This window comes from Burkholderia sp. BCC0322 (genome assembly GCF_902833045.1).
Lineage (GTDB): Bacteria > Pseudomonadota > Gammaproteobacteria > Burkholderiales > Burkholderiaceae > Burkholderia.
In genome coordinates this window covers 791,456-815,862 of sequence record NZ_CADFDU010000001.1, presented here as the reverse complement: position 1 = coordinate 815,862, position 24,407 = coordinate 791,456, and the positions used below count along the sequence as shown (strand labels likewise).

The 24,407-nt window shown below is 65.9% G+C and carries 21 protein-coding genes; 2 read left to right on the top strand and 19 right to left on the bottom strand.

Going from position 1 to position 24,407, the window contains the following annotated elements; all coding sequences use genetic code 11:
* Positions 1 to 2: 2 nt before the first annotated feature.
* The 12 genes from HWX39_RS03805 to HWX39_RS03750 all read right to left on the bottom strand — a co-directional run bounded on the left by HWX39_RS03805 (position 3) and on the right by HWX39_RS03750 (position 16,045).
* On the bottom strand, positions 3 to 2,351 hold the full coding sequence (locus tag HWX39_RS03805) for a DUF3141 domain-containing protein (RefSeq protein WP_175965629.1): 2,349 nt from the start codon (positions 2,349 to 2,351) through the stop codon (positions 3 to 5).
* 61 nt (positions 2,352 to 2,412) lie between these two features.
* Positions 2,413 to 3,222: an enoyl-ACP reductase FabI gene (gene fabI / locus HWX39_RS03800; protein ID WP_175965628.1), complete on the bottom strand. Its 810-nt coding sequence runs from the start codon at positions 3,220 to 3,222 to the stop codon at positions 2,413 to 2,415.
* 432 nt (positions 3,223 to 3,654) lie between these two features.
* On the bottom strand, positions 3,655 to 5,136 hold the full coding sequence (locus tag HWX39_RS03795; protein ID WP_175965627.1) for an efflux transporter outer membrane subunit: 1,482 nt from the start codon (positions 5,134 to 5,136) through the stop codon (positions 3,655 to 3,657).
* 47 nt (positions 5,137 to 5,183) lie between these two features.
* Positions 5,184 to 8,270 carry an efflux RND transporter permease subunit gene (locus HWX39_RS03790; protein ID WP_175965626.1) on the bottom strand — a complete coding sequence of 1,029 codons (3,087 nt, stop codon included), beginning with the start codon at positions 8,268 to 8,270 and terminating at the stop codon, positions 5,184 to 5,186.
* Positions 8,267 to 9,352: an efflux RND transporter periplasmic adaptor subunit gene (locus HWX39_RS03785; RefSeq protein WP_175965625.1), complete on the bottom strand. Its 1,086-nt coding sequence runs from the start codon at positions 9,350 to 9,352 to the stop codon at positions 8,267 to 8,269. The genes HWX39_RS03790 and HWX39_RS03785 overlap by 4 nt, the downstream gene beginning before the upstream one ends.
* A gap of 178 nt (positions 9,353 to 9,530) precedes the next feature.
* Positions 9,531 to 9,965: a DoxX family membrane protein gene (locus HWX39_RS03780; RefSeq protein ID WP_175965624.1), complete on the bottom strand. Its 435-nt coding sequence runs from the start codon at positions 9,963 to 9,965 to the stop codon at positions 9,531 to 9,533.
* The gene (locus HWX39_RS03775; protein ID WP_175965623.1) at positions 9,962 to 11,152 is read right to left on the bottom strand and encodes a multidrug effflux MFS transporter; all 1,191 of its coding nucleotides are present in this window, start codon (positions 11,150 to 11,152) and stop codon (positions 9,962 to 9,964) included. Before HWX39_RS03775 ends, HWX39_RS03780 begins: the two co-directional genes overlap by 4 nt.
* 57 nt (positions 11,153 to 11,209) lie before the next feature.
* A complete protein-coding gene (locus HWX39_RS03770; protein WP_175954433.1) occupies positions 11,210 to 11,836 on the bottom strand; it encodes a thermostable hemolysin in 627 nt (208 codons plus the stop codon).
* A gap of 13 nt (positions 11,837 to 11,849) precedes the next feature.
* On the bottom strand, positions 11,850 to 13,325 hold the full coding sequence (locus HWX39_RS03765; protein ID WP_175965622.1) for an AMP-binding protein: 1,476 nt from the start codon (positions 13,323 to 13,325) through the stop codon (positions 11,850 to 11,852).
* Positions 13,322 to 14,251, bottom strand: a complete 930-nt coding sequence (locus HWX39_RS03760) for a TauD/TfdA family dioxygenase (RefSeq protein WP_175965621.1) — start codon at positions 14,249 to 14,251, stop codon at positions 13,322 to 13,324. The genes HWX39_RS03765 and HWX39_RS03760 overlap by 4 nt, the downstream gene beginning before the upstream one ends.
* Before the next feature lie 208 nt (positions 14,252 to 14,459).
* The gene (locus HWX39_RS03755) at positions 14,460 to 15,416 is read right to left on the bottom strand and encodes a LysR family transcriptional regulator (protein ID WP_175965620.1); all 957 of its coding nucleotides are present in this window, start codon (positions 15,414 to 15,416) and stop codon (positions 14,460 to 14,462) included.
* Between the two features lie 92 nt (positions 15,417 to 15,508).
* A complete protein-coding gene (locus HWX39_RS03750) occupies positions 15,509 to 16,045 on the bottom strand; it encodes a MarR family transcriptional regulator (protein ID WP_175965619.1) in 537 nt (178 codons plus the stop codon).
* Between the two features lie 108 nt (positions 16,046 to 16,153).
* Here HWX39_RS03750 and HWX39_RS03745 point away from each other — a divergent pair, with 108 nt between their 5' ends.
* Entirely contained in the window at positions 16,154 to 17,008 is an 855-nt protein-coding gene (locus HWX39_RS03745; RefSeq protein ID WP_175965618.1) for an alpha/beta hydrolase, read from the top strand.
* A gap of 203 nt (positions 17,009 to 17,211) precedes the next feature.
* On the opposite strand, the gene HWX39_RS03740 is transcribed toward HWX39_RS03745, so the two are convergent.
* Entirely contained in the window at positions 17,212 to 17,916 is a 705-nt protein-coding gene (locus tag HWX39_RS03740) for an SDR family oxidoreductase (protein ID WP_175965617.1), read from the bottom strand.
* 134 nt (positions 17,917 to 18,050) lie between these two features.
* Here HWX39_RS03740 and gcvA point away from each other — a divergent pair, with 134 nt between their 5' ends.
* Positions 18,051 to 18,944, top strand: coding sequence for a transcriptional regulator GcvA (gene gcvA, locus HWX39_RS03735; RefSeq protein WP_175954447.1), 894 nt, complete (start codon positions 18,051 to 18,053; stop codon positions 18,942 to 18,944).
* A gap of 16 nt (positions 18,945 to 18,960) precedes the next feature.
* Here gcvA and HWX39_RS03730 read toward each other — a convergent pair whose 3' ends face one another.
* The 6 genes from HWX39_RS03730 to HWX39_RS03705 all read right to left on the bottom strand — a co-directional run bounded on the left by HWX39_RS03730 (position 18,961) and on the right by HWX39_RS03705 (position 24,389).
* Positions 18,961 to 19,548, bottom strand: a complete 588-nt coding sequence (locus tag HWX39_RS03730; RefSeq protein ID WP_175965616.1) for a pyridoxamine 5'-phosphate oxidase family protein — start codon at positions 19,546 to 19,548, stop codon at positions 18,961 to 18,963.
* Positions 19,549 to 19,652: 104 nt separating this feature from the next.
* Positions 19,653 to 19,844, bottom strand: coding sequence for a hypothetical protein (locus HWX39_RS03725; protein ID WP_175965615.1), 192 nt, complete (start codon positions 19,842 to 19,844; stop codon positions 19,653 to 19,655).
* 12 nt (positions 19,845 to 19,856) lie between these two features.
* Positions 19,857 to 21,056 carry a PLP-dependent aminotransferase family protein gene (locus HWX39_RS03720; protein WP_175965614.1) on the bottom strand — a complete coding sequence of 400 codons (1,200 nt, stop codon included), beginning with the start codon at positions 21,054 to 21,056 and terminating at the stop codon, positions 19,857 to 19,859.
* A 308-nt stretch (positions 21,057 to 21,364) separates the two neighbouring features.
* Positions 21,365 to 22,333 carry a hypothetical protein gene (locus HWX39_RS03715; protein WP_175965613.1) on the bottom strand — a complete coding sequence of 323 codons (969 nt, stop codon included), beginning with the start codon at positions 22,331 to 22,333 and terminating at the stop codon, positions 21,365 to 21,367.
* A gap of 106 nt (positions 22,334 to 22,439) precedes the next feature.
* A complete protein-coding gene (locus HWX39_RS03710) occupies positions 22,440 to 24,080 on the bottom strand; it encodes a DUF2334 domain-containing protein (RefSeq protein WP_175965612.1) in 1,641 nt (546 codons plus the stop codon).
* Positions 24,081 to 24,092: 12 nt separating this feature from the next.
* The gene (locus HWX39_RS03705) at positions 24,093 to 24,389 is read right to left on the bottom strand and encodes a hypothetical protein (protein ID WP_175965611.1); all 297 of its coding nucleotides are present in this window, start codon (positions 24,387 to 24,389) and stop codon (positions 24,093 to 24,095) included.
* Positions 24,390 to 24,407 lie beyond the last annotated feature (18 nt).

The window sequence follows — 24,407 nt, the reverse complement described above, 5'->3', positions numbered from 1 at the left end:
CGTCACTGCACACGATCGAGGGCCGCGACCGGCCCCTTGGCCGGCCGCTTCGCGGGCGGCGCACCCAGCACCGCGCGGATGCGTTGCAGGGCCGCCCACTGTTGCTCGCTCACCGCCGCGCTTTGCACGCGCGGATCGCCCAGCAGCTTGTCCAGCAACGTCAGCAGCCGCCGGCGATCCTCTGGCCGGGCAAGCAGGGCCGGCAGCGTGGCGATGGCCTGTTGCGACGCGTACGTCGCGATGATCTCCTGCTCGCCGTAGATGCGCCGCCACTGGTCGGGCGGCAGTTCCGGAAGGTATTCGGCGTAGGTTTCGGCGAGTTCGCGCTCGGTCGCAAGCTGCGCCAGCGGAAACGGCTCGCCGCTGCGCTCGAGCAGGAACGCTGCGCGCGCCACTGCTTCGGTGTAGCCGCCCCGGTCGATCGACGCGAGCGCCTCCTTCACGAACGGCAGGTCGCGGGGATCCTTCGCCGCCGGCGAAGCAGCGTGACGGTCGCGATACTGCTCCGCGAAACGCAGCATGAACGGCTGCGTGTACAGCGTGAAGAACAGCGCCTCGGTGCCCGCATCGCGAATCGCGCGGAAATAGTCGAGCGACGCGCTGATGATGTCCGAGCCGCGACGCTCGAGCCTGCGCCACGGCTCGATATCGCCGGCCGGCCGGCGGTTCGCCTTGACCGTGTCGGCGGCCGGCTTCAGCCAGCGCAGCCACGGATTCAGGTCCGAAAACGCCCAGCGCTGAAAGCGCAGCGGATGAAAATCGCGCAACAGTTGTGCCGTGGTCTCGTTCGATGCCTGCTGCACGAACGGCTGCATGAACAGTTCATACGCGCGCTGCGTGAATTCGGACAGCTCGGCGACGGCCGCGAACGCCTGTTCGTCCTTGCGCCCGAAGCGGTTGAAGTATTGCGCGATCTCTTCGAGACGGTGCTCGGCGAAGGTGACGTCGTACGCGACCTTCCCGTCGGCGCCTTTCACCTCCTCGATCGACATCGCATAAAGGCCCGGCGGCAGCGTTTCGACGGCATCCAGCACGCTGACGATCTGCGCGTGCTCCTTCTTCGCGACCTTGCCCGACACGAAGATGCCGAGATGCCCGACATCCTCCTCCATCAACCCGATGATGACCTGCCCGCGCGACTTGATCTCCTCCGTGCTGCCGTAGATGTCCGCGACCCAGTTGAACGCCTGCTGCGGCGGCGTGATGTTGTCGCCCATCGACGCGAACAGGATGATCGGCGAGCGGATCTCGCGCAGGTCGAACGCCTTGCCCGCCCCGTCCCGCACCTCGCCGGACCAGAGCTTGTTGCCGATGAACAGGTTGCGCGTGATCCATTCGATCTCTTCGCGGTTCATCAGGTAGTAGCCGCCCCACCAGCGCTCGAACTCGAGGAAGCGCGGCGGCTCGGTGTCGATGTTGTCGTACACGTGGTAATACTTGTCCCACAACGTGTTCGCCGGGTTCAGGTTCTCGAAGTTCTGCACGAGATACGCGCCGTCGAACTTGCCGTTGCCGAGGTCCGACGAGAACGATGCGAGCCAGGTGCCGCCGAGCAGGCCGCCGGCATAGCGCATCGGATTGTCGCCGGGCCCCTCGCTCCACGCGCCGCTCCAGTACGACATCGGGGCGCCGTTGATGACGATCGGGCCCGTATCGTCGGCCGACGAACTCGCGAGCATCATCGCGGCCCAGCCGCCCTGGCAGTTGCCGACGATGGCCGGCTTGAGGCTGTCCGGATGCAGTTCCCGCACTTTCCGGACGAACGCCTGTTCCGCCGCGCACACGTCGAGCAGCGTCTGGCCGGGCTCGGGCGCCTGGAAGAACACGACGAAGTACACCGGATGCCCCGCGCGCAACGCAACGCCGACTTGCGAATCGTCCTTGAAGCCGCCGATACCGGGGCCGTGCCCCGCGCGCGGATCGATGATCAGGTAAGGCCGCTTCGCGGCGTCGACGATCACGCCGTCCGGCGGCTGGATGTGAACGAGCGCGTAATTGACGGGCCGCTCGAACTGCCGGCCGTCGAGCACGACGTCGTAGTCGAAATGCAGCACCGGCTTGAGCCCCTGGGCCGCGCGCTCGACGTATTGCGTGCCGCGCTCGCGCAGCGTGTCCCAGAACAGCAGCGAGCGCTGGACGGCGTCGACCGCGTAATGCCATGCGCTCAGCGGCGAGAACAGCGTGCCAACGGGCGCGGCGCCCGGGTCGCGGCTCGGGCTGTCGCTGCCGTCGAGTGCTTCGCCCAACCGTTTCCCGTACTGTTCCAGCGCGTGCCGCGTGCGCTTTTGCAGGACGTGGACAATCTCCGCGGCGATCTCGTCACTGCGCGCCAGTTGCGTGGCAGCATCCATAACACTGTTCTCCAGAGAGGCTAGGTGAATCTCGACGCATGCCGGGAGCGGCCGTCTCGCGTCAGCCGAGCACGTGCATCCCGGCGTCGATGTAGTGAACGCCGCCGGTCATCGCGCGTGCGGCATCGCTGGCGAGAAAGGTGCACAGCGCGCCGACGTCGTCGATGTCGAGCGCCCGGCGCAATGGCGCACGTCGTGCGGTGTCGTCGAGCAGGTGATCGAAGTTCGGCAGCCCGGACGCCGCGCGCGTGGGCAATGCACCGGGCGAAACGGCGTTCACCCGGATGCCCGCCGGCCCCAGTTCGACGGCCAGGTAGCGAACGGAGGCCTCCAGCGCCGCCTTGACCGGCCCCATCACGCCGTACTCGTCGATGACCCGGTCGGCGCCGATGTAGGTCATCGCCATCAGGCTGCCGCCGGAGGTCATCAACGGCTCGGCAAGCTTGGCCATCCTGATGAACGAGTGGCAGGAGGTATCCATCGCGAGTGCGAACCCTTCCGGCGAACTGTCGACGACCCGCCCGTGCAGATCGGCCCGGGGAGCATAGGCAACGGCATGCAGCAGAAAGTCGAGGCCGCCCCACTGCTCGCCGATCGCGTCGAACACCTCGCGCATCTGGTCGGTCCGGCTCACGTCGAGAGGCATCGCAATCGGCGGCTTCAGCTGTTCCAGCAGCGGCTCGACGTACGGCAACGCGCGGTCGGATTGCCAGGTCACGGCCAGCTCGGCACCCACTGCGTAAAATGCGCGCGCGCATCCCCACGCGATGCTCTGCTCGTTCGCCAGGCCGACGACGATTCCCCTTTTGCCTTCAAGGGGCGGCAAGCCATTGCGAGACACGTTCGACTCGCGCACGTCGTGATTCGTCATCGCGAAACCTCGGGTCGAATTTTTTCACCAGACGAAACTGCGTAAAGGCCGGTTGGCCTTTATGCGGAGAATCATTGTATTGAGGGTTTCAAACCATCTGATCATTCACGCGACGTGTTCTTGATTTCTATCAAAATCGCTTTCAGATCAGATAATTACGTTGAAATTTTTCGATCCATAAGAGCACATTTCATCGATATGTCATTCAATCGTGTGAGCAAGCGCGTGTTGCTTCTGCAAACAGCGATCCAATCATCGCCGTTCTCGCCATAAAAAGGAAACGAACGCGAGCGGCATGACTGCGCCGCCCCGCGTTCGTCGATTTCATGACCGGTTGGCTGCCCCACGCACGATCTGACGCTTCGTCACACGGCACCGACCGGGCCATCCTTCGGCCGGTTGCGTGCGGGCCGCGCACCAGGACATCCCCACCTATCGGGATGCGATCGGCTGATCTGCCGGACGCGGCGTCTCGCCGCTGCGCTGGATCCATCCGCCCCCCAGCGCACGGTACAGGTTGACCAGGTTGGTCCAGCGCGCCAGACGCGCATTGATCAGCGACTGCTGCGCGTTGTACAGGTCGGTTTGTGCGGTCAACACCGACAGATAGCTGTCGGCACCGCTCTTGTAGCGCAGGTCCGACAGGTCGAAGCGGCGCTGCTGCGCGTGCGCGTTGCGCTCCAGCGCCGCAATCTGCTGGTCGTACGTACCGCGTGCGGCCAGCCCGTCGGCCACGTCGCGGAACGCCGACTGGATCGTCCTCTCGTAGTTCGCGATCTCGATGCGCTTCTGCACGTGCGCGAGATCGAGGTTCGCGATGTTGGAGCCGCCCTCGAAGATCGGCAGCGCGATGTTCGGCGCGAACGACCATGCCGCCGAGCCGGCCTTGAACAAGCCGCCCAACGTCGGGCTTGCCGTGCCGAACGCGGCCGTCAGCGAGATCTTCGGGAAGAACGCGGCACGCGCCGCCCCGATGTTCGCGTTCGCGGCCAGCAGCGCCTGCTCGGCCTGCATCACGTCCGGGCGACGCGTCAGCAGATCCGACGGCAGGCCTGCCGGCACGTCCGGGAGCAGGTTCTGCGCATCGAGCGGCAGGCCCGCCGGCAGATCGTCCGGCAGCGGCTCGCCGATCAGCAGCACCAGATAGTTCAGCGCCTGCGCACGTGCACGTGCCTGCTGCTGCTGGTTCGCGAGCGCCGTCTCGACCACCGTCTGCGCCTGGCGCAGATCGAGTTCCGTGCCCGTGCCGTTGTCGAACTGCAGCTTCGTCAGGTCGTACGATGCCTGCGCGGTCTTCAGCGTGTTCTCCGTGACCTTCAGCAGGTCGTCGGTCGACAGCAGCGTCAGGTATTGATCGGCCACCTGCGCCACTAGCGAGATTTCCGACGCCTGCCGCGCGTACGCGGTCGACAGATACTGCGCGAGCGCCTGGTCCTTCAGGCTCTGCACGCGGCCGAACAGGTCGAGTTCCCACGACGCGGCAAGCCCGACGTTGTAGGTCCGGGTGATCGTGGCCTGCTCCGTCGGAGAAACACCCTGCGGATAGCGCTGGATGTTTCCCGTCCCCATGCCGTCAAGCGTCGGGAACAGCCCCGCGCGCGTGATCTGGTACTGCGCGCGCGCCGCCTCGACGTTCAGCACCGACGCGCGCAGGTCGCGATTGTTCGTCAGCGCGATCTCGATCAGCCGCTGCAGGCGCGGATCGGCGAAGAATTCACGCCAGCCGATGGCGGTCGCCGCCTGGCCGTTCGCGCTGCGCGCACCCGCTGCGGCGCCCGGCTGCGTCGAATAGACGCCGCCGGACGGGAACGCCTGCGCGACGGGTGTGTCGGGCCGCGTGTAGTGCGGCGCCATCGTGCAGCCCGCAGCGAAGAGCGCGGCCGCCGCCACAGCCGCGATGCGAATTCGACTCATGTTGCTCCCGTGGCGCGCCGCCGCGGCACGCGTTTCAGATTGCACGTTCATACGGCCTCCAGCACGCGAGCACGCTCGCTGGTCGCCGCCTCGCGATGGCGCTTCGCGATCAGCGTGTACACGGTCGGCAGCACGAACAGCGTGAACAGCGTCCCGACCAGCATGCCGGTGGAGACCGTGATCCCGATCGCGAAGCGGCTGGCCGCCCCCGCGCCGCGCGCGAAAATCAGCGGCACGAGCCCGGCGACCATCGCGGCCGTCGTCATCAGGATCGGCCGCAGCCGTACCGCGGCCGCGTGCTCGATCGCCGCGCGCCGGTCGAGGTGCTGCGTGCGTTGCAGTTCGTTCGCGAAGCTCACCATCAGGATCCCGTGCTTCGAAATCAGGCCGATCAGCGTCACGAGCCCGATCTGGGTATAGATGTTCAGCGTCGCGAAGCCGAGGTACAGCGGCACCAGCGCGCCGCACACCGACAGCGGCACCGACACGAGGATCACCAGCGGATCGCGCAGGCTCTCGAACTGCGCGGCGAGCACCAGGAAGATGACGACGAGCGCGAACACGAACGTGACGGTCAGCCGATTGCCCTCCTGCACGTATTGCCGCGATTCGCCGAGCCAGTCGATGTCGTAGCCGGCCGGCAGCGGCTGCTTCTGCAGGAATTCGACCGCTTGCCCCATCGTCACGCCGGGCGCGGCCACCGCCGACAGCGTTGCCGAGTTCAACTGGTTGAACTGCGTGAGGGCGTTCGCCTGGCTGCCGTTCGACACGCGCACGACGGTCGAAAGCGCCACCATCTTGCCGCCGCGCGTTTTCACGTAGTAGCGGTTGAGCATCTCCGACGACAGGCGCTCCGCGCGCGCGACCTGCGGAATCACGTCGTACGAGCGGCCGTTGTGGTCGAAGCGGTTCACGTAGTTCTCGCCCACGAGCACGGCGAGCGTATCGGCGATGTCCTTCATCGTCACGCCGAGCGCATTCGCCTGGTTGCGGTCGATCGTCACGCCGACCGCGCGGCTGTCGAATGTCAGATCGCTGTCGACGACCGCGAACAGTCCGCTCTTCGCGGCGGCGGCCTTCAGTTTGTCCATCGTCGCGAAAATGTCCTTGAAGTCCGCGGGCGCGCGCAGCACCATCTGGATCGGCAGGCCGCCGCTCGACGCGGGCAGAGACGGCAGCAGGAACGTGAACACCTGGTCGCCGGCGATCGCGTTCGTGCGCGCCTGCACGAGCGCCTGCAGGTCGGCCGCACCGCGTGTGCGCTTCGACCAGTCGACGAGGTTCACGCCGGCAAAGCCGAGGTTGGCCCCGCCGACACCGTTCAGCACGAAGCTCGTATCCGCTTCGGGCAGCGAGCGGAACACCTTCTCGATCTGCGGCGCGTAGCGTTCGAGGTAGTCGAGGTTCGCATACTGCGGCGCCTTCACCTGCAGCATGATCGAGCCCTGGTCCTCCTGCGGCGCCAGTTCCCGCTTCACGCCGCTGAACAGCACGCCGATGCCCAGCAGCACGCCCGCGCCGAACACCAGCACCGCCGGCCGCGCGGCGAGGCTCGCGTGCAGCAGGCGCCGGTAGCCGTGCGTGACGCGCGACAGCGTGTGTTCGATCGCCCGCGCGACGCGGCCCTCCGACATCCGGCTGTCGAGCAGCAGCGAGCTCAGCATCGGCGAAAGCGTCAACGCGATCACCGCGGACACGCACACCGCCCCTGCAAGCGTGAAAGCGAATTCGCGGAACAACGAGCCGGTCAGCCCGCCCATCAGCCCGATCGGCGCATACACCGCAACGAGCGTGATGGTCATCACGATCACCGGCGACGCGATCTCGCGCGCGCCGAGCAACGCCGCGCGCGCCGGCGGCTCTCCCGATTCGATGTGCCGGTGAATGTTCTCGACGACGACGATCGCATCGTCGACGACCAGCCCGATCGCCAGCACCATCGCGAGCAGCGTGAGCAGGTTCAGCGAGAAGCCCGCGGCCAGCATCAGCGCGGCGGAGCCGACGAGGGCGAGCGGAATCGTCACGACCGGGATCACGACCGCGCGGAACGAGCCGAGGAACAGGAAGATCACGACCACGACGATCGCGATCGCCTCGATGATCGTTTCGCGCACCTCGTCGATCGACGCGTTGACGAAGCGCGCGACGTCGAACACATCGCCGATCCTGATGCTGGCCGGCTTGCTGCGCTCCATCGTCGGCAGCAGTGCCTGCACGCCGCGCACGATATCGAGCGGGTTGCCCGACGGCGTCGCGTTGATCGCGATGTTGACGGCGCGGTGCCCGTTCATCAGCGCGCTCGCGTTGTATTGCTGGCCGCCCAGCTCGATCGTCGCGACGTCGCGCAACCGCACGAAGCTGCCGCTCGCGTCCGATTTCACGACGAGGTTGCCGAACGCGCTGACGTCGGTCAGGTCGGTGTTCGCGGAAATGTCGGCAACGGTCAGCGCGCCCTTCAACTGGCCCGGCGCGGCCTGCACGTTGTTCGCCTTCAGCGCGGCCGCGACGTCGGCGGCCGACAGCCCATGCGCGGCGAGCCGCGACGCGTCGAGCCAGACCCGCATCGCGAGATTCTGCCCGCCGACGATTTCAGCCGACGCGACGCCCGGCACCGTGGTGACCAGCGGCTGCGCCACCCGCACCACGTAATCGGTGATCTCGGGGATCGACAACGTATCGCTCGAGAAGCCCAGATACATGACGGCCGTGGGCGCATCGGTCAGCTTGGTGATCACCGAGTCGTACGCGCCCTCGGGCATCTTGTACTTGACCTCCTGCACCTTCGCCATGATTTCCGTCATCGCGCGGTCGGCGTTCGCATTCAGGCGCAGCCGCGCCTTCACGACGCTCTTGCCCTGCGTCGACGTGGAGGTCAGGTACTCGATGCCGTCCGCCGTCGCGATCGACTGCGCGATCGGCGTCGTCACGAAACCCTGCATCAACGCCTGCGACGCACCGGGATAGGCCGTCTCGACGCTGATCGTCGCGCTCTCCAGCATCGGATACTGGCGTACCGGCAGCGCGCCGAGCGAGCGCAAGCCCACCAGCAGGATCAGCAGGCTGCAGACGAGCGCCAGCACCGGCCGCCGCACGAAGATGTCGGTGAAGCGCGCGCCTTGCGTGGTCTGGCTCATCGCACCGTCTCCCGTTGCGTGGACGCATCGGCCAGCGCCTGCACCTTCGCGCCCGGCGCGACGCGCAACTGCCCGGTCGTCACGACCACGTCGCCGGCGCGCAGCCCGTCGTCGATGACGATGCGGCCACGCTCGCGCGCGCCGGCCCGCACCTGGCGCACGCGCGCCACGCCGACGCCGTGCGCATCGCGCTGCTCGACCACCACCACGGTGTCGCCCGCCTGCGAGGTCTGCACCGCGGTATCCGGCACGCTGATCACCGCGTCGCGACCCGGCAGCGCCAGATGTGCGTCGATATACATCCCCGGGCGCAGCAACTGGTCGGTATTGGCCACCGTGGCCTGCACGGTGATGTTGCGGGTCTCGTCGCCGACCTGCGGCTCGATCGCGGTCACGCGCCCTTCGAATGTGCGGCCCGGATACGCATCTGTCGTCACGCGCACGGTCTGGCCGAGCGCCACGCGGCTCAGCGCTTTCTGCGGCACCGTGAAGTTCGCGTGCAACACGTCGAGATCCGTGAGCGTCGCGATCGCGTCGCCCGGGTTCAGGTACTGCCCGAGGTTCACGCGGCGCAAGCCGATCACGCCGGAGAACGGCGCGCGGATCGACTTCTGCGTAATGACGGCCTGGGTCTCGCGGATATCGGCGCGCGCGGCGTCAAGCTCGTAGCGGCGTGCGTCGAAGGTCGCCTTCGGCTCGGCGCCGTTCGGCACGAGCTGCTCGGCGCGCGCGAATTGCCGGCGCGTATAGTCGGCCTTCGCCTGCAGCCCGGCGAGCTTCGCCTGCTCGGGCGCGTCGTAAAGCTGCACGAGCGGTTGCCCGGCACTCACGCGCGACCCCGCGACGAACTGGATGCCGACGATGCGACCCGCGACTTCCGGCGCGATGGTCACCTGCCGGACCGCTTCGAGCGAACCGACCGCGTCGAGCGTGGGCGCCGTCGCCTGCGGATTCACGACGATGGTTTCGACCGGCAACGGCGCCGGTGGCGACGCAGGCCGATCGGCGGCCGATACGCGTTCCGTGCGCCACAGGAACAACGCGCCGAACAGGACGATCAACGCGCCCGCGGTAAAAAACATTGAGCGTCTCACCGATATCTCCCCAATCAATCAGTCATGACATCAGTGTGTGTGGAGCGGCCTGCCTCGGATGTCAATTTTTTGAATCCCTGTTTAAATATTTCGCGTGCCTGACACGAAAAAAAACCGCATGCCCGGGACGAACGGGACATGCGGTGAAAAGACACCCGCCACGAGGTCAGATCGTCGTGGCCGGCGATCGCGACGCATGAAGGGTCCATGCGCGCGCATACGGGTGTGACATCGCCAACAGGACGGCGCCGAACAGCAGCAACGGATTGGTGCTGACCGCGCCGCACATGAGGAACAGCACCGACATCGCGGCGGCGCCGGCGACGCCCCACGCGGTTGCGATGCCGAGCAGGATCGACAGCCCTGCCGCCAGTTCGAGCCAGGGCACGGCCAGGTTGACCGCGACGACGTGCGGCAGCGCGACGTGTCCGATCGCGCTGGCCAGCGCGAGCCGCACGGCTTCGGGCGCCGCGGCGGATCGCGTGACGGCAGCCGTCAGGAACGGCCCCGCATCGAAGTGCCCGAAGATCTTCGTCAAGCCGGCCCAGATCCAGAACACGCCGAGTACGAGCCGCAACACGAGTGCGACGGCGGTCTTCATCGCGCCACCTGCGGATGCAGGCGATGCAGTTGCCGGAAACCGATCATGGTCACGCCCAGCAAACACGCGAACATGACGGCAATCGCCGCGTTCGTCTCCATGGGCAGCGCGCTGACGACCCCCGACACGATGGAGCCGAGCGCAAGCATCAGGCACCCCTGCAGGCTCGCGGCGGCGCCCGCGCGGCCCGGGAACAGGGCCATCGAGCGCGCCATCGCGTTGGAGAAGATGAAGCCCTGCGCAAACGCAATCAGCATGATCCCGCCGAGTGCGGTCACCAGGATCAGCTCGCCGCCGCTCGACGCCACGCAGGCCACCCCGAGCGCAAAGGTCGCAATGCCGCCGCGCATCAGCTGCTCGCCGCTGTAGCGCCGGATCAGGCTCCGGTTCAGCGTCGTGCCGCACAGGTAGCACAGCCCGACGCCGAGCGCGGTCGAACCGAAATACGACGCCGAATGCCCGAGGCGGAACTGCACGATGTACGGCCCGATCACGTTCCACATCAGGAATGCCGAGAAGCTCATCCCGAGCATCGCGACCGCCGACTGGAAGTGGGAATCGGACAGGATCTCGCGATAGCCCGCGATGGTTTGCCGCGGCGTGCGCCGCAACTCCGGTCGCAGCGTCTCGCGCAGGCCCGCGAAAGCGAACGACAGCACGACGAGCCCGTAGCCGCAGTAGACGACGAAGTTCCAGCGCCAGCCGGCCCACTCCTGCACGTGTCCGCCGATATACGGCGCGATCACGGGGCCGAGCCCGAACGCCAGGCTGAGATAGACGATCGCCACGCGGAAGCGGTCGCCCTTCAGCCGGTCGACCAGCACGGCGCGCGCGACGACCTGGCACGACCCGATCGCGAAGCCCTGGATCGCGCGTCCTGCCATCAGTACCTCGAACGACGGCGCGGCGACCGCAAGCGCACTGCCGGCGATGAACAGCGCGAGGCCGAACAGCACCGACGGGCGCCGGCCCAGCCAGTCGGCCAGCATGCCGAACGCGAGCTGGCCGATCGCATAGAACACGAGCGTGATCGTGATCGTGTTCTGCATCATGCTCGGCATGACGTTGAGTTCTCGACCGATGGCCGGGATGCTCGGCGCGTAGAGGTCGATCGCGATCCCGCCGACGCTGTTGATCAGCGGCGCCAGGAACACGAGAAAGTTTTCGTATCTTTTTGAGTCGGACATGGGGACGTTCCTGAAATGACGGGACAGGCCGACGCGAATGCGTGCGGCCCGTCGGGATCAGTGACCGTTTGCGGTGAATTCAACCTGCCTCGGCGGCATGCGGGCCGACGGCGGATCGTCGAACGGACTCCACTTCGGCAAGCCGTTGCGCCAGGCCATATCGCCGATCTTCACCATGATGACGCGCGGCGAGTTGTCGTAGTACGTGCCCCAGTCGACATGCCTGTCGCGTACCCGGCTCACGCAGGCGCGGCCGAGATCGTCATAGGTGATTTGCAGCGACTGCACGATGTGACGCACCCGCTCCGTCGCCGTCATCAGTACGTACCGGTAGTGATGCTGCGCCAGCGTGCGGAACACGTTCGCGATCAGGTAGCGCCCGGCGCCCTTCGAGCCGAACGACGAGAACTGCCCGAGCTCGACCAGCTCCGCACGCGACAGCCCGTAAAGGCTCGTCAGCGATTCGTCGAGGTAGTGCTCGGAGAACAGCGGGGCGCTGTCGCCCCAGCTGAGCCCCAGGCACGCGTAGCCGGGCAACGTCATCGCGCGATCGGTCAGGCACCAGAACTGGTCCGGGCGAGGCTCCGGACGCGCGCCGTGCGCCTGGTAGTAATGCTGAGAGACCGCGAGCTGAATCTCGCGATAGGCGCTCTGGCCCGGATGAAAGCTTCGTACGATGTGCACGGTCGGCTCCCGGTCAGTACAGCGACGCCGCATGATCCCGCTCGATCAGCTGACGGCGCGGCCGCCCGGTGACCGTGTAGTAATCCTTGCGGAACCGTTCGATGTCCGTCACGACCCGGAAGCGCCGCACGCGCGCGAAATCCGCGAGCCGCGGTTCGAGCCGCGCCATCTCGTCACGCACCGCCGCTTCGTCGTGCGCGGACAGCACGATCGCCGCCGGCTCTTCGCGCCCTTCGCCGAACACCACGATGTCGTCGATCAGCGCACTTTCCTTGTAGACCGTCTCCACCCACTCCGGCGAGATGTTGCGCGCCGTCGACAGGATGATCACGTGCTTCTTGCGACCGGTGATGTACAGGAAGCCGTCGACGATCTCGGCGATGTCGCCGGTGTGCAGGTAGCCGTCGGTGAGCTCGCACGACGTATCGTCCGAGTTGTAGTAGCCCGCGCAGAGCGTCGGTGTGCGCACGCGCAACTCGCCGTCGACGATCACCGGCTCGATCCCGTCGAGCAGCGTCCCGGCGGAGCCGATGCGGCGCTGCCCCGGGTAATTCAGCGAGATGATCGAGCTGTTCTCGCTGAGCCCGTAGGCCTCGTAGACCTGGACGCCGCGCTTGTCCAGCGATTCGAGCACGGTGGCCGGAATCTTCGCGCCGCCCGTGATGATGTGCGGATTGCGGCGGCCGAACAGTTGCGTCGTACTGGTCGACTCCAGCAATGCGTCGGCCTCCTCGAGCAGCTTCGGCGGCAGGTACAGGAAGTTCGGATCGACGCGGGCGATCAGGTCCAGGTAGTCGCGCGCATTGCCGCTGCGTGCGCCGTACTCGGCGTAGTTCGCGGGCATCAGCGTCAGCGAGCCGCCGGACAGCACCGGCAGGAACACGCCGAGCACCTGTTCGATCAGCAGGCTCATCGGCACGATCGACAGGTAGTCGAGCGGGCCGGCCGGCACGCGCTTGAGCACGTTCGTCACCAGCAGGCCGACAGCCTCGTCGCGGATCTTCACGCCCTTCGGCTTCGACGTCGTACCGGACGTATGGATGATCCCGCAGATGCCCGGCTCGATCCGCTCGCCGGTGGCTGCGCCCGCCGCCGGCCATGCACCGCGCTCGCTCGCGGCGTCGATGCACGCGATGCCGGGCAGGATCGCGCCGATCCGCGCGGCCGTGTGGGCGTCCTGCGTGAAGATCGCGGTCGCCTTGTGCAGCAGGCTGCCGATCTGCTCGTCGGAGAATTCGATCGGCACCGGCAGCAGCACGGCCTTCACGCGGAAGATCGCGAGCATCGTCGCCACCCACGTGTAGCTGGAGCGGGCGGCGATCCCGAAGACGAGGCCGCTGCAATCGCCATAGACGTCCTGCAGCGTCGCCGCGATGCGCGCGACGTCCGCGCGCAGTTCGTCCAGCGAGTATTCGCGGCCTTCCATCTCGCGCACGACCACACGGTTCGGCGCTTCGGCGAAATGACGTTCGATGAGTGCGCTGATCATGCAATGGCTCCCTTGCGATAGCTTTGCGCACCGAAGATGCGGCGCCCCGTGTCCGCGAGACGGCGGCGGCCGTGCATCACGCGACTGTTGTCGATCACGACGATGTCGCCCTTGTTCCAGAACAGGTCGTACGTATAACGGGCGGTCACGTCCTTGATTTCGTCCCACACCTCGAAATCGATGTCGGTGCCGTCGGCCCACGTGATCAGCGGCGGCTCATAGTTCACGCTCGGCCCGAGGAGCGAGTTGCAGAACGCACGACGGCCGGAGAAGCAGCTGGTGATGATCGCATCGGTCACACGCTCGGACGACACGAGGAACGGGTCGAGACGGCGATAGTGCTGGCCTCGAACGCGCTGGTTGACGACCTCGAGATGCGAGTCGTTCACTTCGTGCGCCGGCACCTGCAGCTCGACGCTCAGGAAGCGTTGTACGTTCGGCCAGGGAATGCGGCGCGAATACTTGATCTGGCGTTGCTCGAACAGGCGACGCACGGCCGGCGTCAGTTCGTGCAGCACGCGCTGCCCGTCGCAGATCGTCGTCTCGGAGCCGACGCGAGCCGGCTCGAGGCAGTAGAACCATTGCAGGTCAGGCGTGAACGGCAGGTTGCCGTTCTCACGGTGCAGGCCCATTTCGAGGTCGCCGGCATCGATTTCCGCGGTGTTTTCCGTCGAGGTCTTGCGAGCCGGATCGAACGTGACGCGCGCCGAATGCTGGCTGACGAAGTGATTGAAATCCTCGAGCGTATCCGCGAAATTGCGATAGATCACGACACCCGAATGGGCGAGCTGCTCGTACAACCCGTCGGTATCGACAAGGTCGATCGCCTTTTGACCGGGCTCGAGGCTTTCGATCAACTCGAAGCCGAAACGCGGCAATGGTTTGTGCTGAACCTGCGCAGTGACTACGTCAACAACATCCATCATGGTTGCCTCTCAGAGTGGTTAGTTTTGCGTTCGAAGCACTGCTTCGTCGAACACTGACCAATCTACCGACACGGCCGGGCACACCGTTTTAAAAATTAAATGGTGGATGTAAATTTTGTTTAGGGTCTTGCAAGGAAGCCCGGCTTTGCTTCCCCACCGGCAATAAACCGGACGGCGGCGATCGCCGGCCAGTGCGGGCAAGTTGCGGCTACGCGCGCGGCAATTCCCCCGGCTCGAGCGCGTTGGCGCTCGCGAGATCCTTGAACAGGGTGCGCATGGTGCGGATGTCGGGGTTCCTCTCCATCGGCGTCGACCAGATCACGTCCAGCGTAAAGGTCGGGAAGCCAAGCGGCACTTCGCAGATCTGCACGGTCGCCGGAATCGACAGGTACGGGATCAGGCGCCGCGGCAACGTCAGCGCAACCGGCAGCCGCGCAACGATGTTCAGGCAGGCCTGATACGTGTTGGCGCGCGCGACGATGCTGCGCGAGCGGCCGAGCTTTTCGAGCCAGCCGTCGATCATGTTGCGCTCGGAGACCCACGGCGTCGGGAACACGTGGTCCATGTCGCAGAATTCGTCGAGCGAGACGCGCGTCGACTGCGCGAGCTTGCGCGACGCGGTCAGGCACACGAAGGTGTCGGAAAGAACCGATTCCCATTGCAGGTCGGGATGCAGCCGGTGATAGCCGGGGCCGAAGCCGATCGCGAAATCGATTTCTCCGGCCAGCAGCCGTTCCACCGGCAGTTCGCGGCCGAGGCGATCGACGATCAGCGAGGTTTCGCGGCCACGCTTCATGAACGACTCGAGCACGCCCGGCAGCAGCAGCAGCTCGAAGTACTCCGGCGCACAGACACGCATCACGCGGCGCGCCGCCGCGACCACCTGGTCGTCATCCATGTCGGCGCAGTGGTTCACCGCATCGATCACGTTGCGCAGATAGGGCTCGATAGCCTCGGCCTTGGGCGTCGCGACGAGGCTGCCGTGATCGACATCGAAGAGCACGTCGTGAAAGCAATTGCGCAACCGCTTCAGGCAATAGCTGACGGTGGGCTGGCTGATGCTCATGACCTCGGCGGTGCGGCGTGCGCTTTTGTGTTCGTACAGACACAGAAACACCATCACGTCTTGTAAGTCGAGCTGGCGCAATACGTTACTGTTGAGCACGATTTTCCTCGTTGTTGTTGTCATCGGGACTTTTTCCGGGTTCCCCTCAACGCCCCGGCGATACTCCGGCGATCATCGATCGCCCTTTCCCATCACGCCAAGCCAGCCTCGTCCTGTGGCAGTTCCTCTCCCGGCAATGCGAGCAGCGCCTGCTTCAGGAGCGCCGCGAGCATGGTACGGTCATCGACATCGAGCCCTCCGAGCAGCAGATTCTGCGTATCCACGTGCACATGCACCGCCCGGTCGATCAGCTCAAGACCTGCTGGCGTCAACCGCACGGTGAGGCTTCGGCCGTCCTGTGGATTCGGCACACGCTCGACGAGTTCAGCCTGCTCCAGGCGCATCAATCGGTTCGTGATCGCTCCAGACGTGATCATGAGCGAGCGGTAAAGTTGCGTCGGCGACAGTTCGTAAGGCTTGCCGGCACGTCGAAGCGTCGCCAGCACGTCGAATTCGCCTTCCTTGAATCCAAACGGCGAAAGCGCCTCGGTACGCGCTTTCTCGCAGTGCTTCGCAAGCCGCGCGAGCCGGCCAAAGATTTCCATCGACGCGACGTCGAGCTCGGGGCGTTCGTGGCGCCATTGAGCCACAACCCGATCGACATGATCCTCCTTGGCACACGCCATCATGAATGTCCTCGCATTTGAAGGGGCTCTCGTTGAGCGCTTGTCATCAATATATCTCAATATTAAGATAATCGCGAGAGCGCATGTTGGGCGCGACAACGGAGCAGACCCATGACAAAACTATCATTCGGAGACCACGATCTCTACTACGCGGATGTCGGCAGTGGCACGCCCGTTTTGTTGATTCACGATTTAGGCAGTTGCGGGCGCGCGTGGGCGCGCCAGATGTCGTTCCTGCGTCAGGCGGGTTTTCGCGTGATCGTGCCGGACCTTCCCGGCCACGGCGCGTCGTCCTGTCCGGATCGCATGCTGGATATTCCAGCATGCGCCAGCGGCCTCGAATGTCTGCTGGATCATCTCGGGCTGGAAAGCGCGAACCTGGTTGGCCTGTCGCTCGGTGGCGCCATTGCGCTATCGGTGGCGATCGACGCCCCCTCACGTGTTGGCAAGCTGGTCATCTGCAACGGCTTCTCGAACCTGGTGGCCGACGATGTCGCGCGCCGGTTCGAACTCTGGAAGGCCGGATTCCAGCGCGGCGACGGCGCGACTCGCTGGTTCGAGGAAATGTGGCCGTTAATGGTGAGCGCCGAGTTTGCTCAAACGGAAGACGGAGAGATCGCTTATCAGATCGGCCATGCGCATGCGGCAGGCACGGATTCGGCCTTCCTGGCGCGCCTTTGCGAGGGAATCGCGAACCACGACGTGCGCAGACGATTGAACCTCGTCCGCAGCGAGACACTGGTCCTGCAAAGCGACGACGATGGCGTTCACCCGGCGATCGAGGGCCAGCGGCTCGCCGCGATGATCCCGGGCGCACGATTCAGTGCGCTGCCGGGAAGCGGGCATCATCCGAATCTCGACTGCGCCAGGACATTCAACTGGACGCTCCTGCGCTTTCTGTCGGATCACAACGAGTGGGATGCAGCCCACGTTGCACCCCATTCAGATTATTGCCGGGGCGCGTAACACCGGTGGCGACTTCGCCACTCCGGCTGACAACCCGCCACGTCCAGTGCCGTGACTGGATGACCGTTTGCATGCAATGCGTTGCGCTCGTTCCCGGCCACCCGGAAGGAACCCGCATGGTCTCCCGTGCATGACGCCCGCTCACCCACTGCCGGAGGCGCGGCGAGCGGCCCGGCCTGCGCGACCGCTCGCCGGTGCGACGCTCAGAGCGCCTTGACGATCGCGCCGTCGACGCGAATGTTCTGCCCGGTGATGTAGCCCGCGCCGTCCGACAGCAGGAACGCGACCGTCTTCGCGATCTCGCCGGTCTTGCCGAAGCGGCCGGCCGGAATGCGTGCGACGATCTCCGGCGTTTCCGGCCAGCTGTCGATGAAGCCCGGCAGCACCGCGTTCATCCGGATGTTCTCGGCCGCATAGCGTTCCGCGTAAAGACGCGTCCACGCGCTCAGCGCCGCGCGCAATGCCGACGAAACGGGCATCGGCTGCTCGGGCGCGTCCGCCGCGAAGCTCGAGATGTTGACTACCGCGCCGCCGCCCTGCTTCTGGAAGATCGGCGTCACGCGGCGCATCACGCGCACCACGTTCAGCAGGATCAGGTCGAGCCCCGCGTGCCAGTTGTCGTCGGTGATCGCCAGCAGGTCGCCCTTCGGCGGATGCCCGGTGTTGTTCACGACCGCATCGATGCGGCCGTAGCGCGCGACCGTTTCCTGCACGAGCCGGTCGATATCGGCTTCGTCCGTCACCGAGCCCTGGAGGCCGAACCCGCCCAGTTCCTCGCCGAGCGCCACCGCGCTGCCGGACGGCGACATCAGCGCGACGCGATAGCCCGTCGCCGCCAGTTCGCGCGCGATCGCCGCACCCATGCCCTTGCCTGCCGCCGTGATCAACGCTACTTTTTCTACAGTCACGATTTGCTCCTCGTTCGAATCCTGCCGCCGCGCAACCGCCGTTTGGTGCGCCATGGTGGTAATGTAGGCGCATCAATCATGACTGTCGAACCAGTATTTCTGCCTTCAGCCGATAGTTTTTCTACAGCCTGACGATGCCGCCTCGCCCCTCCCGCCTGCCGCCGCTGAATGCGCTTCGCGCGTTCGAAGTGTCCGCGCGGCACCTCAATTTCCGCGCCGCCGCCGACGAGATCGGCGTCACGCAGGGCGCCGTCGCGCAGCAGGTGCGCCACCTCGAGGACGTGCTCGGCCTGAAGCTGTTCGAACGCCTGCCGCGCGGCCTCGCACTGACGCATGACGGCGCCGCGTACTTCTCCGACGTGCAGCGCGCGCTGCATGCGATCGCCGACGCGACCGACAAACTCGTGAAGCGGCGCGCCGCGCTGACCATCAGCACGACGCCGTCGTTCGCGTCGAAATGGCTGATCCCGCGGCTCGCGCAGTTCACCGATGCGCATCCCGACTACGACGTGCGCGTGATCGCCGACCCGCAGATCGCGACGTTCCGCCACGACGGTGTCGATCTCGCGATCCGCTATGGCAAGCCGCCGTTCGGCAAGCATCTCGCCACGCATGCGCTGTTCCCGCTCGACGTGTGCGCGGTGTGCAGCCCTGCGCTGCTGGCCGCGCCCGCGTCGCCGCGCGCGCTCGCCGGCCACGTGCTGCTGCACGACGCGCACGACCTGTGGCCCGAGTTCCTCGCCGCGATGCCCGAGCCCGTCGACGTCGATCCGCACAAGGGGTTGCGCTTCAACCAGACGTCGCTCGCGATCGATGCGGCCGTCGCCGGCCAGGGCATCGCGCTCGCCACCGATCCGCTGGTCGAGCGCGACATCGCCGCGGGCAGGCTGTGCAAGCCGTTCGATTTCGCGTTTCCGCTGTCGGTGGGGTTCTATCTCGTGTACCCGGCCGAGCGGCGCGACGACGACGCGATCGTCATGATGCGCGAGTGGATGGCCGCGCAGGTGGTGTCGGGCGGACGCCCTTGAGCGACATTCGGCGGCGTCAGGGCGCGATCCAGCGGCCTTCGTAGCCGCCTTCGTGCAGGTCGAACACCGCGCGGCGATGGCCGGCGCGCGCGAGTTCGAGCCAGTCGATGCGCGTCACGCTCACGCGAAGCAGGCAGAAGTTGTCGTAGCCGTCGTCGGTCGAGGCGGCGCTGTCGGCATGCGCGGCTTCGGGCGACTCGACCGGCGTACCCGGCGGCAACGGTGCGCGATACAGCAGCAGCGTATGCGGACGGCTCGATTGCCAGACCGCGCGCCGTTGCGCTTCGTCGTCGCAGATCGATGCAACGCCCTCCGCACGAATCTGCACGAGCGCATCGAGATCGTTGGCGACGAGCGCGATATGCGGATCGCGCCGCAGCTCGGCGACCTTCTCCGAACGCGCGTCGGTATGAAACGACAGCACACGGTCGGCTCGGCTCACCTGACGCAACACGATCGTGCGCACCTTCGGCGTGCCGTCGACGCCGAGCGTCGCGGCCTGCAGCATCGTGAACGGCGAGCGCTGTGCGCTCACGCCGGATTCGAGGCAGGACCACAGGCGCTCGTACGTTTGCACGAGCGATTCGGAAGTCGAGGCGGGCATGACGGAGCGGCGATCGTGCGGGTTGCGATCGCGCAAGCTTAACTGTTTGCGGCGGCAACGGCACGCGTGCGGCTCGGGCCGCGCGCGCGCCGTCGCCGTGCGGCTCAGTTGTAGCCGAGTACGACCGGCGCCGCGTCGCCGAGGTCGGCCGCCGGCTCCGCGCCGAAGCGGCCGAGCACGTCGGCCACATACTGCGGCCCCGCGCTGATCTGCGACGACCGGTGCGCGACCGGCCGGCTATCGCCCGCGCCCAGCGCCGCGTCCGTCGATACGGTGTCGTTGACGGTGATGTTCATGTTGCTGTCTCCTCACGCGGCGAGCGCCGCACCATAGGCGCGCACGAGGCGCGCAACGCCTTCCCGGATCGCGTCGACGTCCGGCGCGGCAAACGACAGGCGCAGCGAGGCCGCGTCGACGTTGTCCGCGAAGAACGCCTTGCCCGGCACGAACACGACCTTGTTCGCGATCGCCTGTTGCAGCAGCGCGTCCGACGACACCGCGCCGATCCGCGCCCACACGAACATCCCGCCTTCGGGACGGTGGAATTCGATCGCCTCGCCAAGGCCGTCGCGCAACGCATCGCACATCGCATCGCATTTGCGCTGGTAGGCGGCCGTGATGCGCGGCAGATGGCGTTCGAGCGCGCCGTCGGCCAAATATTCGGCGGCGGCCGCCTGTGTCCACGGCGTGCTGCACAGATCGACCGTCTGCTTCGCGATCACGCAGCGCCGCGCGATCTCGGCCGGCGCGATCGTCCAGCCCACGCGCAGCCCTGGCGCGACGATCTTCGACAGGCTCGCGAAGTGCACGATCCAGTCGCGCGCGCCGTCCACGTGATCGGCGAGCGCGAGCATCGACGGCACGGCTTCGCCCGCGAAACGCAGGTCGCCGTACGGATCGTCCTCGACGATCAGGAAGCGGTATTGCACGGCGAGACGCAGCAGCTTCAGCCGGCGCTCGCGCGTGAGCGTCGCGCCCGTCGGGTTCGCGAAGGTCGGCACCGTATAGAGCAGCTTCGGCTGCGCGATCGCGCCGGACGCAAGCTGTTCGCCGAGACGATCGACGTCGAGGCCCGCGCCGTCGACCGGAATCGTCACGATGCGCGCCTGCTGCAGACGCATCGCCTGCAGCGTCGCCGGATAGGCCGGCTGCTCGGTCAGCACGACGTCGCCGGGCGACACCATCACGCGCAGCAGCAGGTCGAGGCCCTGCTGCGAACCGGTCGTGACGAGCAGTTCGGCCGGCGTGCACGCCACGCCGCGGCGCCCCATCAGCGCGATCAGTTGCTGCTTCAGTTCGGCGAGTCCGTCGGTCGGGCCGTATTGCAGGCAGCGCACGGGCTGCGCGTACGCACGCTCGGCGGCTGCGTCCAGGCCGTCGACGTCGAACAGGTCGCTGGCCGGATAGCCGCCTGCGAAGGAAATCATGCCCGGTTCGGACAGATACTTGAACAGTTCGCGGATCGGCGAGCCGGCGGGATTCTGGAATGAGGGAGTGAACGCGTACATGTCGTCGTGAGCTGGATGGCGCGGACGGCCGGGATAGCCGCCGGAGACCGCCCACCGCGGCGCTTCTGGCGCCGCGGCGGTGAAATCGAGTCACGATTGTCGAGAGTCATTAAGGCCGCGGCAAACGATATCTATGCACTAGGTCTTGCGGTTTGGTCATCACATGGGGCGTGGGCGGGAGCGGCGAAACGCCCCGTCCTTCGGCGCGGCGGCACCGGGTTTCGGGCGTGTGTTGCCGGCGGAAAGGCAATCCCGCCGATTGTTTCGCGATGCGCCCGCCCTGCCCCGCTTGCCGGAATCGCGCCGGATCAGTGCGGCGTCCCGGAAGACGCGGCCGGCGGCGGCGTGGGCTTCCACGTCGAGAGCGCGCGCGTGAGGTCGTCCGACACATAGTGCGGACCATCGAACAGATAGACCGGATAGCCGCGATACGCCAGCAACTGCTTGCTCAACTCGCCGGCGCTGGCGGAGCGGAAGCCGCCGCGCTCGGCGGGCCGGAACGCCTCGGCGATGACCCGCACGCGCTGCTTGCCCAGCCTTGCAGCCAGCTCGTCGAGGTAGCTGCGCGCGACATACGGCTCGCGGGCATAGACGCCGCAGCCATCCTGGAAGAACACGCCGACATCCGCGGGCAGCCACGCGGCGAGCCACTCCGCGAGCGCCTTTCCGCCGATATTGGTCTGGTCGTACACGCTCACCCAGAGCGGGCGCGGCAGCCGTTGCAGGATCGCGGCGAGCTTGGGCGCGTCCTGCCAGGTCGGATCGATCTCGGCCGGAAAGTAGTAGCCCGTGACATGCAGCGGGATCGATGCGCGCGCCACTTCCAGCGACTGGTCGGCCAGCGTCGACAGATGGGTGCGCGCGCGCTTTTCGTCCTGGTAGCCGGCGAGCCCCAGGATCACGTTCCGGGCCCACGGCTCACGACCGATACGTTCCCAGTCGGGAAGATGCGCGGCAGGCTGGATGCGGGTGTTGGGGAGGTACGCGGTATCGTCGACGACGGTCCACTGAATCAGCAGATCGTGTATGCCGAGTATCTGCCAGTTGCCGGACGGATTGGTCGTCGCGTTGTCCACCTGCCAGACGATGCCGTCCGCGTGCACGTCGTGCGCGGTCCAGCTGCAGGCGGCCACCACGAGCGATGCGCCGATCGCCGCGAGCGTCGCCGCGCGAGGCGAACGCGGCGCGGCGGCAGGCAAGCCCGGCCGTGCTGCGAGCCGGAACCGGCCCATACGCTGTCGAATCCTGCGCAAGGCCGGGATCGCATACGTGGTCATCGCTGGTTCCCCGGAAGCATGCCTGCGCGTCATCGTAGCCGATCAAGCGAATGCGTGCGACCCGCGTTGCCAATGCGGGTCGCACGGGGTTGTCGCTACGTCGTCGTCACTTGGCCGTCGTGCCGTCCACCCACTTGTAGCCCAGATTCGTGATACCGGTAATGAGACTCTGGAAGTCCTGGAACGCCGGCAATCCGAGATCCGGTTCGAGCCAGTACGGATGGAAGAAGAAGGACGCGAAACCGTCCCGCACCGCCAGGCCATACTGCGCATTGGTCACGATTTGCTGCCACGTGTACGAGATGCACGAGAACGGGTCGATTTTGCAGATGTTGTACTGGATGCTGCCCAGGTTCTCCGGAACGATCCGTTGCCCGTAGTAATCGGCGTTGATGATGTACGGGAAAAACTGCCCGGCCGAGAAGTCCTGGTTGGCGGCGCCCGTTCCGAGTTGCGGATTGGTCGCGGTGTAATACACGGCCCGCTGGAATGTGGTCGGGAACGTCAGGGCTGTCGCCGTCGATGCGGCCGGCGACATCTGGTACTGCGGCGCGGCAAAGCCGACGACCTTGTAGCCGTTGGTCTTGAACTCCGCCAGGCCATCGGCCATTCTGCCCTCCGCCCACGGGATGGAGTCCTCATCAACCGGCCGGTTCTGCACGGCGAACCAGAATTCGTAGTCGCTCCCGCTCACTGCATTCTGCAGGTTCGGCGTCGAATCGTACTGGTGCGTATAACCGTGCATCACGATCGAGCCGCCGCGCGCGATTGCATAGTTCAGCGCAGTCTTGAGGCCGGTTGCCTGCGCCAGGTGGATCGTTTCCGGCACGCCGCCGTTGTAATAGCCGTTCGGGTCCGTATACACCGGGATGGTGGCCATCGTGAACGGGATCTTCTTCGAGTACAGGTAATTCGTCAGCTGCTGCATCGAACTCGTCGTCGTATAGGCATCGAGGTCCTCCAGGCGGACGAGCGCACGGTGATTCACCGGTGCATTGGTCTGCAGGATGTCGTGCAGGATGTCGCAAATCACCAGGTAGCGGTCCGTCGGTCCGATGTAGGAAAACGGCATGTCCGCGAAGTACCAGAAGTTGCCCGAGCGCACGATGTAGGGCGTGGTTGCCCCGCTCTGGCTGTTCTTGATGGTGACGAGCGCTTGCGCCTTGGTGGAATTGATCTGGGTCAGGCCGACATCCGGATCCGCGCTGATGACGCCGGTCGACGCGTTATACGAGTAGTACTTGACCATCGACAGGTTCTTGTACGTGACCGTGTCGTAGAAGCCCGGATTCGGATTGCTCGCCGAAGGCGTCGCGTTCATCCCGGCGAGGCCCAGGAAGCTGAACCCGAAGGTCTGGTTGAACGTGTAGGCCGTGTTCCAGGCCAGCTGCCACAGGTTGTACTTGAACCAGACCACCGTCTTCGTGGTGGTCATCACGTCGCTCATGAACGCCGTCGGAATCGGGTTGTTGTAGTAGTCGCCGATATAGAACGTCGCATCGTGGCTGCCGACCATTCCGGACGTGTAGTTCTGGATCGGAACCAGATCGACCGTCGTATTGAAGTGGCCCAACAAGTTCCTCAGCATGATGCTGTACATCAGTCCCAGCTTCGAATAGGGATCGTTGGCCGGATTGTCGTACAGCACGAGCGTATGGGCAGTGGTGGCCTGTGCGTGGGCGGTGCCCGGCAATGTCATTTGCGCGAGTCCCGCGAGCAGGGCGATGACGAGCAAGATCTTTTTCATGGCCGTTTCTCCCTATTCGCGTTCCACATTGCCGTTGGATTTCTTGACCCACTTCCGGTTGAACTTCGGGCGCCCCGTTTCCTTGTACGCCTTGTCCCAATCCTCGTCGGACATCCCTGCTTTCACGTTGATCTGGGCCGAGCCGACCGGCAGCGGAGGCGGTTTGATCTTCGGAGCAGAGGAATTACTCGTCTGCTGCGCCCCCACATCCTGAACGCCGACGGCAAAGACGAGCGTCGCGATCAATGCGACGATTGATCCGGCTGTGCTCAACCCGTTTCGAAAAGATTGCTTGCGATGCGAAGGCATGATTTTCATCCTTTGATA